General features: G+C 71.6%; 14 protein-coding genes. 4 read left to right on the forward strand and 10 right to left on the reverse strand.

Annotated features, from left to right (window positions below):
- Positions 1 to 32: 32 nt before the first annotated feature.
- The 5 genes from ASF75_RS01050 to aceE form a co-directional block, all read right to left on the reverse strand.
- The gene (locus ASF75_RS01050) at positions 33 to 281 is read right to left on the reverse strand and encodes an acyl carrier protein (protein WP_017886710.1); all 249 of its coding nucleotides are present in this window, start codon (positions 279 to 281) and stop codon (positions 33 to 35) included.
- A 122-nt stretch (positions 282 to 403) separates the two neighbouring features.
- Positions 404 to 1,456 (reverse strand): beta-ketoacyl-ACP synthase III, encoded by a 1,053-nt coding sequence (locus ASF75_RS01055; protein WP_056068315.1) that lies wholly within the window; start codon positions 1,454 to 1,456, stop codon positions 404 to 406.
- Positions 1,453 to 2,394 carry an ACP S-malonyltransferase gene (locus ASF75_RS01060; protein ID WP_056068316.1) on the reverse strand — a complete coding sequence of 314 codons (942 nt, stop codon included), beginning with the start codon at positions 2,392 to 2,394 and terminating at the stop codon, positions 1,453 to 1,455. The genes ASF75_RS01055 and ASF75_RS01060 overlap by 4 nt, the downstream gene beginning before the upstream one ends.
- Positions 2,395 to 2,487: 93 nt before the next feature.
- A complete protein-coding gene (locus ASF75_RS01065) occupies positions 2,488 to 3,714 on the reverse strand; it encodes a PucR family transcriptional regulator (RefSeq protein WP_056068318.1) in 1,227 nt (408 codons plus the stop codon).
- A gap of 7 nt (positions 3,715 to 3,721) precedes the next feature.
- Positions 3,722 to 6,466, reverse strand: coding sequence for a pyruvate dehydrogenase (acetyl-transferring), homodimeric type (gene aceE / locus ASF75_RS01070; protein ID WP_017886714.1), 2,745 nt, complete (start codon positions 6,464 to 6,466; stop codon positions 3,722 to 3,724).
- Positions 6,467 to 6,707: 241 nt separating this feature from the next.
- Between aceE and ASF75_RS01075 the strand changes: the two genes are divergently transcribed.
- The gene (locus ASF75_RS01075) at positions 6,708 to 7,196 is read left to right on the forward strand and encodes a peroxiredoxin (protein ID WP_017886715.1); all 489 of its coding nucleotides are present in this window, start codon (positions 6,708 to 6,710) and stop codon (positions 7,194 to 7,196) included.
- Between the two features lie 56 nt (positions 7,197 to 7,252).
- A complete protein-coding gene (locus tag ASF75_RS01080) occupies positions 7,253 to 8,179 on the forward strand; it encodes an alpha/beta fold hydrolase (protein WP_056068320.1) in 927 nt (308 codons plus the stop codon).
- A gap of 37 nt (positions 8,180 to 8,216) precedes the next feature.
- Here the strand turns inward: ASF75_RS01080 and ASF75_RS01085 are convergent, their stop codons facing one another.
- The 5 genes from ASF75_RS01085 to ASF75_RS01105 form a co-directional block, all read right to left on the reverse strand.
- On the reverse strand, positions 8,217 to 9,803 hold the full coding sequence (locus tag ASF75_RS01085; RefSeq protein ID WP_056068322.1) for an alpha/beta fold hydrolase: 1,587 nt from the start codon (positions 9,801 to 9,803) through the stop codon (positions 8,217 to 8,219).
- The gene (locus tag ASF75_RS01090; protein WP_082046911.1) at positions 9,800 to 10,795 is read right to left on the reverse strand and encodes an amino acid--[acyl-carrier-protein] ligase; all 996 of its coding nucleotides are present in this window, start codon (positions 10,793 to 10,795) and stop codon (positions 9,800 to 9,802) included. Before ASF75_RS01090 ends, ASF75_RS01085 begins: the two co-directional genes overlap by 4 nt.
- A complete protein-coding gene (locus ASF75_RS01095; RefSeq protein WP_056068324.1) occupies positions 10,792 to 11,967 on the reverse strand; it encodes an acyl-CoA dehydrogenase family protein in 1,176 nt (391 codons plus the stop codon). Before ASF75_RS01095 ends, ASF75_RS01090 begins: the two co-directional genes overlap by 4 nt.
- Complete coding sequence (locus ASF75_RS01100) at positions 11,964 to 12,263, reverse strand: acyl carrier protein (protein ID WP_056068325.1); 300 nt, start codon at positions 12,261 to 12,263, stop codon at positions 11,964 to 11,966. Before ASF75_RS01100 ends, ASF75_RS01095 begins: the two co-directional genes overlap by 4 nt.
- 81 nt (positions 12,264 to 12,344) lie before the next feature.
- Positions 12,345 to 12,722: a holo-ACP synthase gene (locus ASF75_RS01105; protein ID WP_161598060.1), complete on the reverse strand. Its 378-nt coding sequence runs from the start codon at positions 12,720 to 12,722 to the stop codon at positions 12,345 to 12,347.
- 103 nt (positions 12,723 to 12,825) lie between these two features.
- Between ASF75_RS01105 and ASF75_RS01110 the strand changes: the two genes are divergently transcribed.
- Together ASF75_RS01110 and ASF75_RS01115 are read left to right on the forward strand one after the other, a co-directional pair.
- Positions 12,826 to 13,863: a hypothetical protein gene (locus ASF75_RS01110; RefSeq protein WP_056068329.1), complete on the forward strand. Its 1,038-nt coding sequence runs from the start codon at positions 12,826 to 12,828 to the stop codon at positions 13,861 to 13,863.
- Positions 13,860 to 15,434 carry a phenylacetate--CoA ligase family protein gene (locus tag ASF75_RS01115; RefSeq protein ID WP_235517466.1) on the forward strand — a complete coding sequence of 525 codons (1,575 nt, stop codon included), beginning with the start codon at positions 13,860 to 13,862 and terminating at the stop codon, positions 15,432 to 15,434. The genes ASF75_RS01110 and ASF75_RS01115 overlap by 4 nt, the downstream gene beginning before the upstream one ends.
- Position 15,435 lies beyond the last annotated feature (1 nt).

Here is a 15,435-nt window from a genome sequence, read left to right on the forward strand (position 1 = left end):
GTCCGCGGGCCGCGGCGCTCAGGAAGCTCGTGTCAGGCCTGGGCCTTGACGATGTAGTCGACCGCGTTGCCGACGGTCTTGAGGTTCTTGACCTCTTCGTCCGGGATCTTCACGTCGAACTTCTCCTCGGCGTTGACCACGATGGTCATCATCGAGATGGAGTCGATGTCGAGGTCGTCCGTGAAGGACTTGTCGGCGGCGACGGTGTCGGTGGCGATACCGGTCTCGTCGTTGATCAGCTCGGCCAGGCCGGCGAGGACTTCTTCGTTGGACAGGGCCATGAGTGTTCTCCTTGAAGGGGGGTGTCGTTTGACCGTTGACCAGCCTAGGGCACGCGGGGTCCGGGTGCGCGGAGGCTCGTCGGGATGGGGACCGGTCGCGCGGGTGCGCGACCGGGCTGGGATCAGGGGAGGACGACCACCTGGGCGCCGAACACGAGTCCGGCGCCGAAGCCGATCTGCAGGGCGAGGCCGCCCGACAGGTCCGGGTGCTCCTCGAGCAGGCGGTGCGTGGCGAGCGGGATGCTCGCGGCGGAGGTGTTGCCGGTGGTGGTGATGTCGCGGGCGATCGTCACCGTCTCGGGCAGGCCGAGCTGCTTGGCGAACTCGTCGATGATGCGGATGTTCGCCTGGTGCGGCACGAAGGCGGCGAGGTCCTCGGGACGGACCCCGGCGGTCTCGAGCGTCTGTCGGGCGACCTTGACCATCTCCCAGACGGCCCAGCGGAACACCGTCTGGCCGGCTTGGCGCATGGTCGGGCGGGGTGCACCGGCCTCCCACTCGTTGTAGGTCGCGGTCATGCCGATGGCGTCCCACTTCGAGCCGTCCGAGCCCCAGATGGTGGGGGCGATGCCCGGGAAGTCGCTCGGGCCGATCACGGCGGCGCCGGCACCGTCCCCGAGCAGGAACGAGATCGAGCGGTCGGTCGGGTCGACGACGTCGCTGAGCTTCTCGGCCCCGACGACCAGCACGTGGTCGGCGAGCCCGGACTTGATGAACGAGTCGGCCTGGGCGATGCCGTAGGCGTACCCGGCGCAGGCGGCGCTGATGTCGTACGCGGCGGCCGGGGTGGCACCGATGCGTTCGGCGAGCAGCGACGCCATCGACGGGGTGGCGACGGTGTGCGTGACGGTGCTCACGAGCACGACGCCGATCTGGGACGGCTCGATGCCGGCCTTCTCGATCGCCTCGCGTGCGGCGGTCTCGGCGAGGTCGACGGCTTCGACGTCCTCGCCGGCACGCTTGCGGGTGATGATGCCGGTGCGCTGGCGGATCCACTCGTCGGACGAGTCGATCGGGCCGACGAGGTCGTCGTTCGGCACGACGTTCTCGCCGCGGGCGGCGCCGAACGCCAGGATCCGGGTGAACTCGTGGCCGCGGCGCTGCTGGAGCAGCGGGCGCGCGGATCCGGTCGGGAGGCCCGTGGGGGCGTCCGTCGGGGTGGTCGGGTCGGTCATGCGGTTGCGTCTGCTTCCTGGCCCGCGCGCTGCAGCAGGTCGATCGCTGCAGGCAGGTCGTCGGGGGTCTTGATGGCGACGGTCGGCGTGCCGCGGAGGCCGCGCTTCGCCAGGCCGACGAGGGCACCGGCGGGTGCGAGCTCGATGATGCCGGTCACGCCGGCGGCGGAGAAGGACTCCATGACCGCGTCCCAGTGCACGGGGTTCGCGATCTGCTGGACCATCAGGTCGACGAAGCGTCGGCCGTCGTCCACCCGGGAGCCGTCGGCGTTGGTCCAGATCGGCAGGGTCGGGTCCTGCACGGCAGCGGAGGCCGCCACCGGTGCGACCCGCTCGACGGCGGGCGCCATGTAGCGGGTGTGGAACGCGCCGGCGACGGCGAGGGGGATGACCCGGGCCTTGGCGGGCGGGGCTGCGGCGAGGGCGGCGATGGCGTCCGCGGCGCCGGCGACGACGGTCTGGCCGCCACCGTTGTGGTTCGCGGGCACCAGGCCGTGCTCGGCGAGGGCGGCGGCGACCGCATCGGCGTCGCCACCGAGGACGGCGGCCATCGAGGTCGGTTCGAGCGCTGCGGCGTCGGCCATGGCCCGGCCGCGCTCGGCGACCAGGGCGACGGCGTCGGTCGGCTCGAGGATCCCGGCGACCGCGGCGGCGGTGAACTCGCCCACCGAGTGTCCGGCGACCCCGCCCACCAGGGCACGACGGCCCTCGGCGAGCAGTGCGTCGGCGGTCACCAGGCCGGCGGCCACGATGAGGGGCTGTGCGAGCGCGGTGTCCTTGATGGTGTCCGCGTCGGAGTTCGTGCCGTGCTCGGCGAGGTCGACGCCGATCGACTCCGACCATTGCCCGACGCGTTCACGAACGGTGGCGTCCTCGAGCCAGGGGGCGAGGAAGCCGGGGGTCTGGGAGCCCTGTCCGGGCGCGACGACGACGATCACCGGACAATCCTCGCGTTCTCGCCCCACAGGGCACGTGTGGACTTCCCACACGAATCCCGGTGGGACATTGTCGGTTCTCTACGCCCCGGCGCGTCAGCGTCGGGGTGTGATGCGGCGACGGCCGGTCGCGGACTCCGACATCGCGCCGAGGATGAGCGCCGACTGCACGATCAGGGCGTCCCGGGCGTTCGTGGCGTCCCAGCCGATGATGTCGGCGACGCGGCGCAGGCGGTAGCGCACGGTGTTCGGGTGCACGAAGAGCTCCCTGGCGGTGGCCTCGAGCGAGCGGCCGGTGTCCAGGTAGCACCACAGCGTCTGCAGGAGCTCGGTCGACTGGTCCTTGAGCGGGACGTAGATGCGCTGGACCAGGGCCGAGCGGGCCAGCGGGTCACCGGCCAGGGCGCGCTCAGGGAGCAGGTCGTCGGCGAGGGCCGGACGGGGGACACCGCGCCAGGCACGCGCGACGGCGAACCCGGCCAAGGCGGCCTTCGCGCTGGTCGAGGCGTCGACGACCCCGGGGACCTCGTTGCCGAGGACCAGGTGGCCGTCGCCGAACAGCGGTTCGAGGGCCTGCGCGATGGTCGTGAAGGAGACGGGCTCCTCGCCCTCGGGCACGTCGTCACGCGGGGTGGCGCGACCGATGACCACGACGAGCCGCGATCCCTGGACCCCGACGAGCACGTCGGCGTCCATGTGCCGTGCGGTGCGACGGACCTGGTCGACCTCGAGCTGCTTCGGCGCGGTGCCGACGAGCACCGCGACCTCGCCGTGCCCGTGCCACCCGAGGGCGGCGATGCGGGACGGCAGTTCGTCGTCGTACTCGCCCGAGAGGATCGAGTCGACCACGAGGGCTTCGAGCCGGGCGTCCCACAGGCCCCGGGCCTCGGCCGCGCGGGCGTAGACGTCGGCGGCCGCGAACGCGATGTCACGGGAGTACTTGAGGATCGCCTCCTGCAGCATCTCGTCGTCGGCGGCGCGTTCCTCGACCACGGTGACGACGACGCGGATGAGCTGCAGGGTCTGCTGCAGGCTCACCGAGCGCAGGAGCTCCCGTGGGGCGGACCCGAAGACGTCGGCCGCGGCGATCCACGGCGTCGACGCAGTGCCCTCGAGCCAGCTGATGAACGACGTGATGCCGGCCTGGGCGACGAGGCCCACGGCGGAGCGGCGCCCCGGTGGCATCTCGCTGTACCAGGGGAGGGTTTCCTCGAGCCGCTTGATGGTCGCGGTGGAGAGTTCTCCGGACACCTGACGGAGCCAGGAGAGCGCACGCTCACGCGCGCTCTCCTGGCTCTCGTGGTCCGGGCGGACCGTCGTCACGGGGTGATCAGCTCTCGCCGCCCGCGCTGCCGGTGGTGCCGGCGGTCACGTCGTGCAGGCGGTACTTGTCGATCGCCTGCTGGACGAGCGCGCCGTCGACCTTGCCCTGGCGGGCGAGCTGCTGCAGCGTCCGCACGACGACCGAGGGGCCGTCGATGTGGAAGAAGCGGCGAGCGGCCGGACGGGTGTCCGAGAAACCGAAGCCGTCGGCACCGAGGGTGGCGTAGTCGGTCGGCACGAACGGACGGATCTGCTCCTGCACCAGGTGCATGAAGTCGCTCACGGCGACGACCGGTCCTTCGGTGCCGAGCAGACGCTCGGTGACGAACGGCGTGCGGGCCGGCTCGTTCGGGTTGAGGAACGCCTGCTGCTCGGCGGCCACACCGTCGCGGTACAGCTCACCCCAGCTCGTGACGCTCCACACGTCGGCCGACACGCCCCAGTCCTCGGCGAGGAGCTGCTGCGCCTCGAGGATCCACGGCACGGCGACACCGGACGCGAGCAGCTGGGCCTTCGGGCCGTCGTGCTCGCTCGGCTTGAGCAGGTACATGCCCTTGAGGATGCCCTCGACGTCGACGCCCTCGGGCTCGGCCGGCTGCACCAGCGGCTCGTTGTAGACCGTCAGGTAGTACATGACGTTCGGGTCGGCGTGCTTCGGCGAGCCGTCCTCGTTCGTGCCGTACATGCGGTCGAGGCCGGCCTTGACGATGTGGCCGATCTCGTACCCGTACGCCGGGTCGTACGAGACGACGGCCGGGTTCGTCGTGGCGAGGAGCGGCGAGTGGCCGTCCGCGTGCTGCAGGCCTTCGCCCGTCAGCGTGGTGCGGCCGGCGGTCGCGCCGATCATGAAGCCACGGGTCATCTGGTCGCCGGCGGCCCAGATGGCGTCGCCGGTGCGCTGGAACCCGAACATCGAGTAGAAGACGTAGACCGGGATGAGCGGCTCGCCCTGCGTCGAGTACGAGGTACCGACCGCGGTGAACGCCGCCAGGGCGCCCGCCTCGTTGATGCCGACGTGGATGATCTGGCCCTGCGGGCTCTCCTTGTAGGCGAGGAGGAGTTCGCGGTCGACGGACGTGTAGTGCTGGCCGTTCGGGTTGTAGATCTTCGCCGACGGGAAGTAGGCGTCCATGCCGAACGTGCGTGCTTCGTCCGGGATGATCGGGACCACGCGGTCGCCGAAGTCGGGCGAGCGCAGCAGGTCCTTCAGCAGGCGGGCGAACGCCATGGTGGTGGCGACCTCCTGCTTGCCGGAGCCCTTCTTCACGACCTGGTACTTCGAGTCGTCCGGCAGCGTGAACTGCGTGTACTTCGTGCGACGTTCCGGCACGTAGCCACCGAGCGCGCGACGGCGCTCGTGCATGTACTGGATCGCCTCGTCGTCGTTGCCCGGGTGGTAGTACGGCGGCGTGTAGGGGTTCTCTTCCAGCTGCGCGTCGGAGATCGGGATGCGCATCTCGTCGCGGAACTGCTTGAGGTTGTCGAGCGTGAGCTTCTTCATCTGGTGGGTCGCGTTGCGGCCCTCGAAGCTCGGGCCGAGGCCGTAGCCCTTGACCGTCTTCGCCAGGATGACGGTCGGCTGGCCCTTGTGCTCGGTCGCGGCCTTGAACGCGGCGTAGACCTTGCGGTAGTCGTGGCCACCGCGCTTGAGGTTCCAGATCTGGTCGTCGGTGTAGTCCTGGACGAGCTCGAGCGCCTTCGGGTCGCGCCCGAAGAAGTTCTCGCGCACGTAGGCACCGTTCTCGGCCTTGTACGTCTGGTAGTCGCCGTCCGGCGTCTGGTTCATCAGGTTGAGCAGCGCCCCCTCGGTGTCGCGGGCGAGCAGGTCGTCCCACTCGCGGCCCCAGACGACCTTGATGACGTTCCAGCCCGCACCGCGGAAGAACGCCTCGAGCTCTTGGATGATCTTGCCGTTGCCACGGACCGGACCGTCGAGTCGCTGCAGGTTGCAGTTGATGACGAAGTTCAGGTTGTCGAGGCCGTCGTTCGCAGCGACCTGGAGCTGGCCGCGGGACTCGACCTCGTCCATCTCGCCGTCACCCAGGAACGCCCAGACCTGCTGGTCCATGGCGTCCTTGATGCCGCGGTTCGACAGGTACTTGGCCTGCTGCGCCTGGTAGATCGCGTTGATCGGGCCGATGCCCATCGACACGGTCGGGAACTGCCAGAAGTGCGGCATGAGGCGCGGGTGCGGGTACGACGACAGGCCGCCGCCGGCGTGCGACTTCTCCTGCCGGAACCCGTCGAGCTGGTCCTCGGACAGGCGCCCTTCCATGTAGGCGCGGGCGTACATGCCGGGGGAGGCGTGGCCCTGGAAGAAGACCTGGTCGCCACCGGAGGGGTGGTCCTGCGCGCGGAAGAAGTGGTTGTAGCCGACCTCGTACATCGCGGCGCTCGACGCGTACGTCGAGATGTGCCCGCCGACCGCGATGCCCGGACGCTGCGCGCGGTGCACCGTGATGGCCGCGTTCCAGCGGATCCAGCGGCGGTACCGGCGCTCCAGCTCTTCGTCGCCGGGGAACTCCGGCTCGTTCTCCGGCGCGATGGTGTTCACGTAGTCCGTCGTCGGGACCATCGGCACACCGAGGTGCAGTTCCTTGGACCGCTTGAGCAGGCTCAGCATGATCTCGCGACCGCGCTGGTGTCCGTGGGTCTGGACCAGCCCGTCCAGGGACTCACGCCATTCGGCGGTCTCCTGCGGATCCTGGTCGTTCGCCCCGGTGCTGTACGGGTCCTGGTCGTTCACCGTCACCCTTGACCTCGTTCGTTCTCGTGGTGGTGGACATGGTGGCTCCGGTGGTCGGGTCGCGACCGGCTGGGGCCCCGTCCACTCTAGGCCCCAGGACCGACGCTGATGCTGATGGTGACGTGCAGGTGGACGGGTGCTTGCATTCGCGTGTCGTCGGCGTAGCATGGCCGATCGTGCACACGCGATCCGCGGTGCACGGACCCGACGGGCACACCCCACGCCCGAGGAAGAAGCACACGTAGCGATGGCACTGGAGATCGGCTCACTCGCGCCGGACTTCGAGCTCCCGAACCAGTTCGGTGAGCACGTCCGACTCAGCGACTTCCGCGGCAACCGCCCGGTCGCACTCGTCTTCTTCCCGCTGGCGTTCTCGTCCGGGTGCACGAACGAGCTCTGCACCCTGCAGGACAACATCACGATGTTCCAGGACCAGCGCATCGAGCTCCTCGGCATCTCGGTCGACTCGAAGGCGACGCTGCGGTCGTTCGCCGAGACGAACGGCTACGACTTCGAGCTGCTCGCCGACTTCTGGCCGCACGGCGCGGTCTCGAAGGAGTACGGCGTGTTCCTCGAGCACAAGGGCTTCGCCACCCGCGCGACCTTCGTCATCGACGTGCAGGGCCGCATCAAGGCCTCGATCATCACCGAGCCCGGCCTGCAGCGCGACGTGGCCGAGTACAAGGCGGCCCTCGACCGGCTCGCCGCCTGCTCGGCACCCGTCCCCGTCGGCTAGCGTTCCGAATCCCTGCTGACGGACGCATCCGCGTCGACGGTCGGACAGGAGGCCCGGTGCACGCCATCGACACCGACCCGCGTGGTCGCGGGGTCGCCTCCGACGGCTACGCCCCGTACCCGGTGCGCGTCACGCCCGGCGCCTGGGGCCTGACCCGCACGGTCGTCGACACCCCGACCGGCCCCGTCGTGGTGCACCACCGCGTCGGCCCGGACCCGCTCCTGCTGCTGCACGGCATCGCCGGCTCCTGGTCGACGTGGACCCCGCTGCTGCGCGCCGCGGACGGCATCGGTGCCCGCGGACTGGTGCTCGTCGACCTGCCCGGCTGGGGGTCCTCGCCGGCCCCCGACGGTCCGTTCGGGCTCGACGCCGTCACGGCTGCCGCGACCGCGGTCCTCGGAGCACTGGACCTCGGTGCGGTCGACGTCGTCGGGCACTCCATGGGCGCGTTCGTCGGGTTGCACCTGGCCGTGGTGGCGCCCGAGCGGGTCCGGTCGCTCGCGCTGGTGTCCGGCACGACGGTTGCGACGGCCGGTGCAGCTCGGCACCCCGTCCGGGCGCTCGGCACCCTGCCGGCGTTCACCCTGCTGCGAGCCGGCCTGACGGTGACCGGTGGCGCCGCTCGTCCGCTGCTCCGGGGGATCGCCCGGATCGGCCTGCTGCCACTCGTCGCGGCGCCGGTGTTCACGCACGTGCGACGCCTGGACCCGAGCGTCCTGGCAGCCTTCGTGGACGAGCTCCGGCCGGAGCAGTTCACCGAGGCGGCACGGTCGGCGGCGGCGTACGACGTCGACCGGTGGCGCGCGATCACCCGCCCGGTGACGGCGATCGCGGGCCGCGACGACGTGTTCGCTCGCGTCTCGGACCTGGCCGCACTGCGGGCGCTCGTGCCGCAGACCCGCACGGTGCTGCTGGAGGCGTGCGGGCACTTCGCCCACGTCGAGCGTCCCGACGCGGTCGCGCACGAGCTCGGGTTCGTCTGAGCTCCTGCACGCCGGCCTGCCGCACGGTCGGCAGCCGTCAGGCGGGCACGGGGAACGTCGCCGCGACGCGGGAGCGCACCTCGGCCTGCACCGCCTGCCGCATCACGGGCGAGAACAGCGAGTGGTCGCCGGCCTCGACCCGCACGACCGACAGGGCGCCACGGCGGCCGGTGCCGGTGTAGCGACGCACGGCCTTCTGCCCGCCGAGGCGGTCGAACAGTGCGGCGTCGTCCGGGGCCACGATCACGACCACGTCGGTGCCGTGCTCGACGAGGGGGCGCACGTGCTCGACGACGCCGCCGACCCGGTCGCGTCGGGCGATGCGGTCGCGGAGGGCCTTCGGCACCAGGGCGTTGTAGCGGTGCCGGATCCAGAGCCGCGTCGGTGAGGGGGCGTCGATCGCGCGGACGGCGTCCTCGTAGCTCCCGGGGGCCGCGGGATGCCGCCGGTAGTCGTTCGGGCTGATCTCGACCACGAGGCGTGGGGCCTCCTCTGCCGAGCGGCCCGCGAGCCAGGCACCGGCGCACATGCCGACGAGCACCAGACGGTCCGAGGGTTCGCCGAGGGCGGTGACGACGGCGGACTGGTCCTCGACCCACTCCTGGGCGAACAGGAAGCTGCGCTCGTCCTCGTGCACGGCGCTGCTCTCGCCCGTGCCGCGGCGGTCGACGCGGACCACCCGAGCGCCGTCGCGTGCCAGGGCCCGAGCGAGTCCGACCTGGTAGTCGGTGGCGCCGACGCGGTGCTCCGCGGCGCCGTTGTGCAGGACGACGAGCGGGGCGTCGTGGTGCTGCGCGGACGACACGGTCTCGACGGCGAACAGCCGCTCGGGGCCCAGGCGGACGATCCGTTCCGAGACGCGGCCGTCCACGTCGAGGACCTCGTCGAGCTCGGGCGGGGCGACGGGTGCCGCAGCGGTGGGTGCCCAGGCACCGAGCCAGGCGACGGCGGTGTCGATGGCGGTGCCGGGGATCCGGGCGTGGATGCTCGTGCCGTCGAGCAGCTCCGGGCTGCCGGTGACCTCGGTCACCTCGACGCCACCGAGGGGCTTCGGCGCACGGGTACCCGGACGGACCAGGGCGACGGTCGGTCCGGTGCGCGGAGCGAACGCCAGGGCGGACAGTGCGGCGGCCTCGTCGGTGTCGACCTCGATGCCGATGAGGCTCTCGACACCGTCGACGACCCGATCGGCCCCGATGGTGATCGTCGCCAGGGCGCGCTGTCGGCGGAGCCAGCCTCTGCCGGACGCCGGGGCGTCCCAGACGAGCAGGCCGTCGGTCGCCTGGGCGGCAGCGGCGGCGACGAGTGCGGCGGACGCCAGCCCGACGAACGCGACGTCCCGGATGCCCGCCGACCGGAGCAGCGCAGCGGCGTGACGTGCGGACCGGACCTGCGCGTCCGGTGTGGTGTCGGGTGCGCCGTCACCACGTCCGGACGGGTCGTAGCGCACCGAGGCGATGCCACGGGCCTCCAGGCGGTCGGCCAGCAGGCGGAGCGTGCGGTACGCGATGACGCCCTCCTGCCCGAGCGGCGGGCAGATCACGACACCGGCGCGCGCGGCGGCGGGGAGCTGGACCGCGGCGCGGATCGCCGGCGATCCGGTCCAGCCGTGCAGCGTGGTCACAGTGCCAGGGCGGCGCGGGCGGACGCCGGCCAGGCGTCGAGGTCCGTGCCGTGGGCGGCGAACAGGGCGATGGTGATGCGTTCCAGGCCGAACGCGATGCAGGCGCTGTGCGCCACCTGCCCGTCCTCGGTGCGCAGGCCGAACGAGGTACCGAAGTGGTCCTCGTGCAGGTTCGCGGAGCTGATCGCGGTGGCGTCGTGGTCGGCGCCGTAGACCTTCGTCACGAACTCGAACTTCAGGGCCTGCTCGACCTGGTTGCGGGCGAGCATCTGCCCGACGCGGCCGAAGAAGGGGTCGTTGGCGGGGACGACGTCGATCTCGAGCCCGAACGACTCGAGCAGGGCACGCATCACCGGGATGCTGCCGTCGCGGTGGGCCGCTGCGGACGCGGGGGTGCCGACGTGCACGAACTCGTGCATGTGGAAGGCCTGCAGGCGCATCGGGTCGAGCGAGGGCTCCCGGCGGAAGGAGTCGCCCAGGACGTCGAGGAACCGGCCCTGCTGCGGCACGGTGTCGCCGATGAGGCCGTAGACGGGGTGGCAGACAGCGGGGGTGAGCATGAGGTCGGCCGGCTCGAGGAAGCCCTCCCAGCGCTCACCGCGCTCGCGGGCGGCGAGCAGCGCGCGGTGGGTGCGGTCGTCGCCGGTGAACCCGGAGATCGACGCGGCGAGGTCCGGGAACGACGCGATGTAGTCGGTGCGCTCGAAGGACGCGAGCGGCTCGACCGGCGGGAAACGCAGGACCTCGGCGCCGAGGTGCTGCTGGCTGCGGACCGCTGCGGCGTCGACCGCGGCGGAGACGCGCTCGAACACCCCGGTGCGGCCGTAGAGGCCGGGCGTGCCGAGGTCGAGGAGCACGCCGTCGGTGAGCAGGCGGGCGCGGAGGGCGGCGCGGGCGGCGTCGAGCGCCGTGGCGGTGTCCGTGCCGGCGGTGTCCGCGGTGTCCGCGGTGGAGGCGTCGGTGGTGTGCGTGGTGGTGTCCGTGGTGGTCACAGGATCACTCCCGTCATGATGGCCAGGTCGGCGTCGTTCCCCAGGAGACGGTCGTTGCTCACCATGACGGCGGCACCGTGGGCGTCTCGGAGGTGGCGGGCGATGCTCATCGGACCCGAGGCGGCGTAGCCGGCGATCCCGACGATGCGCAGCGCCTTCGTGACGATGTCGGTGACGCGCTCGGACGCACCGATCTTCAGGGCGTTCGCGGCGAGGGCGTACGCGCTCGAGGCCAGCACGTCCGGGTCGTCGGCGGCGGCGTCGAACCGTTCGGCGGCGTGGCGCACCGAGTCGGCCAGCGCCTGCAGGTCGACCAGGAGCTCGGCGAGCCGGAGGGCACCGGGCGGGGTCGTGCCGACGGATGCCCGGGCCTGCTTGCGGACGGCGCTGCGGGCACGTTCGGCGGACGACACGGCGATGCCGAGCCAGACCGAGGCCCACAGCACGTGCGACACCGGCAGGACGGTCTGGGCGGAGATCGCGGCGTAGTCGTCGCGGAACACCCGGTCGGTCGTCGTCTCGGTGTCGAGGATCCACCCGTTGCTGCAGGTGCCGCGGAGCCCCATGGTGTCCCAGGTCGACGTCTGCGACAGGACCATCGTGTCGGTGCGGCAGATGAGCAGTCGCTGGTCCGACGCCGGGGCGTCCGGGTCGCGGCGCGCGGTGACGAACACCGCGTCGGCCTCGGTGGCGTAGGAGATCACCGGCGCGTCCTTGCGCAGGCGGATCCGGCCGTCGTCGGTCGGCTCGATGGAGCAGGTGGAACGCCGGGCGTCGCCGCCGACGCCGCGCTCGGTCGTTGCCGACGCGACGAGTGCCCCGCCCCGGACGGCCTCGATGGTCTCGAGCACGCCCGCGCCGTCGCCGCCGTGCCGCCAGAGCGCCATGACCTGGCCCTGGTGCATCGCGAACACCATGCCGGTCGCGGCACAGGCCCGGCCGAGTTCGGTCGCGATCGCCGAGAGCTCGGCCACGGAGGCACCCTCGCCACCGTGCTCGGTCGGCACCGCTGCCGCGAGCAGGCCGTACTCCCGCATCGCGGCGATGGCCTCACGCGGGGGCCGGGCGTCGCGGTCGACCTCGTCGGCGAACTGCGCGGCGACCTCGGCCACCGCGCTCGCACGCTCGGCGAACCGGTCGACGACCGACGGTGCCGGCAGGACCAGCGTCACGAGGCGAGCTCCGCGGCGAGCTCCGCGGCGGCGGTGATCGACTCGACGCTCGCGAAGGTGGACCGGTTGAGCACGGAGTCGGGGAACTCGACGTCGAGCTCGGACTCCACCGCGAGCATCACGTTGACGGTCGCGTGCGAGGTCAAGCCGAGGACGTAGAGGTCGGCGGTCGACGCGACGTCCCACGCGTCGACCGTCAGCCGGCCGTGCTCGGCGAGGGCGCGGCGGACGGCCTGGTCGGTGGCCGGTCCGGCGATCGTCGCGGTGGCGCTGGAGGGGTTCGGGTCCTGTTCCATGACTGCAACCGTAAAGAGGAACAGCCCTCGGGAAACCGCCGTGCGGATGCGGGAAACCGCACCCCTGTCACGCGCCCCGGGTCACCGCTCGGACAGCGCCACCGCCGTCGCCACCGCAAGCCCCCGTTCGTGCGCCAGCGAGATCGCGATCGGGCCGCACCCGATCGACTCCGCCAGCGCTGCCGCCGCCCCGGAGAGCTCGACCGTGGGGGCGCCGGCGGCGTCGAGCACGACGGCGACGTCACGCAGCGGGATCGCCTGGTCCGGGGCCGGCCGGAGCAGCTTCACCACGGCCTCCTTGCCGGCGAACCGAGCCGCCAGGCGCTCCGGGTCGTCACCGGTGTCGGCGCGCTCCCGGACGGTGAACACGCGGTCCAGGTACCGCTCGCCGTGGGCCGCGACGGCGTCGACGACGTCCTCGACCGCGGCGAGGTCGGTCCCGGTCCGGATGGTCTGCACGAGGAGCAGGGTACGCAGGAGTCCTCCACCGTGCATGCCCCGACGGGCATGGCGGACGGCAGGGGTTCGTATGATCGTCGCCAGGGACCACCGAGGGGGAACGATGGCATCACCGTGGACGGGCATCATCGAGGACGCGCGGCACTACCCGTCGCCGCACAACTCGCAACCGATCGTCGTGCGCGTCGAGGACGACCACACCGCGACCGTGTTCTACGACCTGCGACGGGGGCTGCCGGCGGAATCGTTCGGCATCCCGTTCGGGCACGTCTGCGCCGGGGTGTTCCTGGCCGGGCTCGACGTGGTGGCACGGGCGCACGGGTTCACCGTGCAGGAACAGCTCGACCACGCCGAGATGGACTTCGGTCGGCTCGGCGCTGGTGCCGAGGACCACCTGCACCGGCTGGGCACCGTGACGTTGCGTCCGCACGTGGTCACCGCCGACGACCGGGAGGCCCTGGCCGGCTTCCTCGCCCGGCGCACCTCACGTAGGCCCTACGACTCGACCCTGGTGGACGCCACCGCGATCGAGGCCGCAGCCGCCATCGCCTCGGCGGCCGGGCAACGCTTCCGCACCACCGACGACCGTGCCACCGTCGACGAGATCGTCCGCGTCAACCAGGAGACCCTGTTCGACGACCTGCAGCACGACGCCGTGCACGACGAGATCCTGCACTGGCTGCGGTTCTCGAAGCAGCAGGCAGCGGCCACCGGCGACGGACTGTCCGCCGAGACGATGCTCATGCCCGGCCCGGTGCTCCGGTTCGCCATGGAGCACCGCGGACTCTGGCAGGCACCGGGCATCGGCGGTCTCTTCCGCAGGGTGTACCTGTCCACCATGCGGGGCGTCCGACAGCTCGCCTGGCTCGAAGGACCGTTCAGCACCCCGGCCGAGTACGTCGAGGCCGGCCGGGTGTTCATGCGCATCTGGCTCGAGTTCTCCGCCCGCGGCATCGCCATGCACCCCTTCGGCACCGTGATCACCAACCCACGGTCACACGCCGCGTTCGTGGAGCGCGCCGGCGTCGACGAGTCCGACGGCCGGATGGCCTGGATGCTGTTCCGCTTCGGACACAGCGACCCACCACCCCTGGCACACCGCCGCCCCGCAGCAGCGATGACCGTCGGGGGGACCCGGTGAAGCGGGCAGCGGTGTTCACGGTGGTGTGGGTGGTCGAGACCTTCGTCGCGCTGTTCATGCCGCGCGTCGGCACCCACAAGCTCCTGCTCACGCCCGGCATCGAGCCGCTCCGCTGGACCCTCGGACGCTGGCGCGCCTGGCGGACCGCCGAACGGGCCGCCAAGCGGGTCCCCGCCTACCGCGCGTTCCTGGCGGAGTCCGGACGCGCCTCCAGGCTCGACACCCGCGGCGGGATCGCCGCGGCGATCTCCGGACTGCCCGAGATGGACAAGGACTCCTACGTCAAGCGCTGGAGCATCCCCGAACGCTGCATCGACGGACGCCTGCCCCGACGCGGCGTCGTCGTCGACGAGTCCAGCGGATCGAGCGGCACCCCGACCAGCTGGGTGCGCGGGCCCGACGAACGCCAGGCCACCCGACAGCTGCTGCAGCTCGGGTTCTCGCGCACCGCGAAGGACCTGTCCAAACAGCCGTTCGTGCTCAACGCCTTCTCGCTCGGCGCCTGGGCGACCGGCATGAACGTCACCGCCTCGCTCACCGAGTCGTCGATGATCAAGTCGATCGGCCCGGACCGCGACAAGATCGTCCAGACGATGCGGGAGTTCGGCACCGACTTCACCTACATCATCTGCAGCTACCCACCGTTCCTGAAGGCCCTGTTCGAGGACGACCGGCTCGACTGGAGCCAGTACACGATCGTCGCCGCGTTCGGTGGCGAGGGCATCAGCGAGAACATGCGCGCCCACATCGAGCAGTACGCGCAGGCCGTCCTCGGCTCCTACGGGGCGAGCGACCTCGAGATCAACCTCGGCATCGAGACGCCCTTCAGCGTGCAGCTGCGCCGAGCCATCGCCGCGTCACCGGAACTCTCCGCCGCCCTGACCAAGCAGGGCGAGTACGGGGTGCTCCCGATGGTGTTCCAGTTCAACCCGTTCGGCTACCTGATCGAGACGAACGACCTCGGCGAACTCGTCGTGACCATCGCCCGCTCCGAGAACATCAGCCCCCGCATCCGCTACAACATCCACGACCGCGGACACGTGGTGCGGATGAAGGAACTGCGGTCCGTGCTGCGGGCGACCGGACACGCGGCGCTCGCCGCCGAGGCCGAACTCGACCTGCCGCTGCTGTTCCACTACGGCCGGTCCGACCTGTCCGTCGACTACAACGGGGCCGTCGTCGCGCCCGACGTGGTGCGGGACGTCGTGTACGGCGACCCGGAGCTGCTCGAAGCCGTCGAGAACCACCGGTTGATCAGCTACGAGGACGACCACGGGGACCGGCAGCTGCACATCGCGTTCCAGCTCGCCACGGGCGCCGGTGGGTTCGACGCCGATGCCGCTCGCGGCGCCGTGATCGCCGAGCTCCGCCGGTTGAACAAGGACTTCTCGAACGCGATCCGCACGGCCCCGCCCGGCACACTGCCGACGGTCGCGTTCTACCCGTACCGGACGGGGCCGTTCCGCGAGGACGGCAAGAAGCTCAAGAACGAGTACGTGTGGCAGCTGCCGGCCGGCTCGGTCGAGCAGTGGGACCTCGACCTGTCGTGGGTCGCTGCGAAGGAGGCCTGAA

Origin of the sequence: Curtobacterium sp. Leaf154 (assembly GCF_001424595.1) — a bacterium.
In the GTDB taxonomy this organism is placed as follows: Bacteria; Actinomycetota; Actinomycetes; order Actinomycetales; family Microbacteriaceae; genus Curtobacterium; species Curtobacterium poinsettiae.

Excerpts from the sequence above, each read along its gene's own strand:
- ASF75_RS01050 (WP_017886710.1), bottom strand. The coding sequence starts at position 281 with ATGGCCCTGTCCAACGAAGAAGTCCTCGCCGGCCTGGCCGAGCTGATC.
- ASF75_RS01055 (WP_056068315.1), bottom strand. The coding sequence starts at position 1,456 with ATGACCGACCCGACCACCCCGACGGACGCCCCCACGGGCCTCCCGACC.
- ASF75_RS01075 (WP_017886715.1), top strand. The coding sequence starts at position 6,708 with ATGGCACTGGAGATCGGCTCACTCGCGCCGGACTTCGAGCTCCCGAAC.
- ASF75_RS01100 (WP_056068325.1), bottom strand. The coding sequence starts at position 12,263 with ATGGAACAGGACCCGAACCCCTCCAGCGCCACCGCGACGATCGCCGGA.
- ASF75_RS01110 (WP_056068329.1), top strand. The coding sequence starts at position 12,826 with ATGGCATCACCGTGGACGGGCATCATCGAGGACGCGCGGCACTACCCG.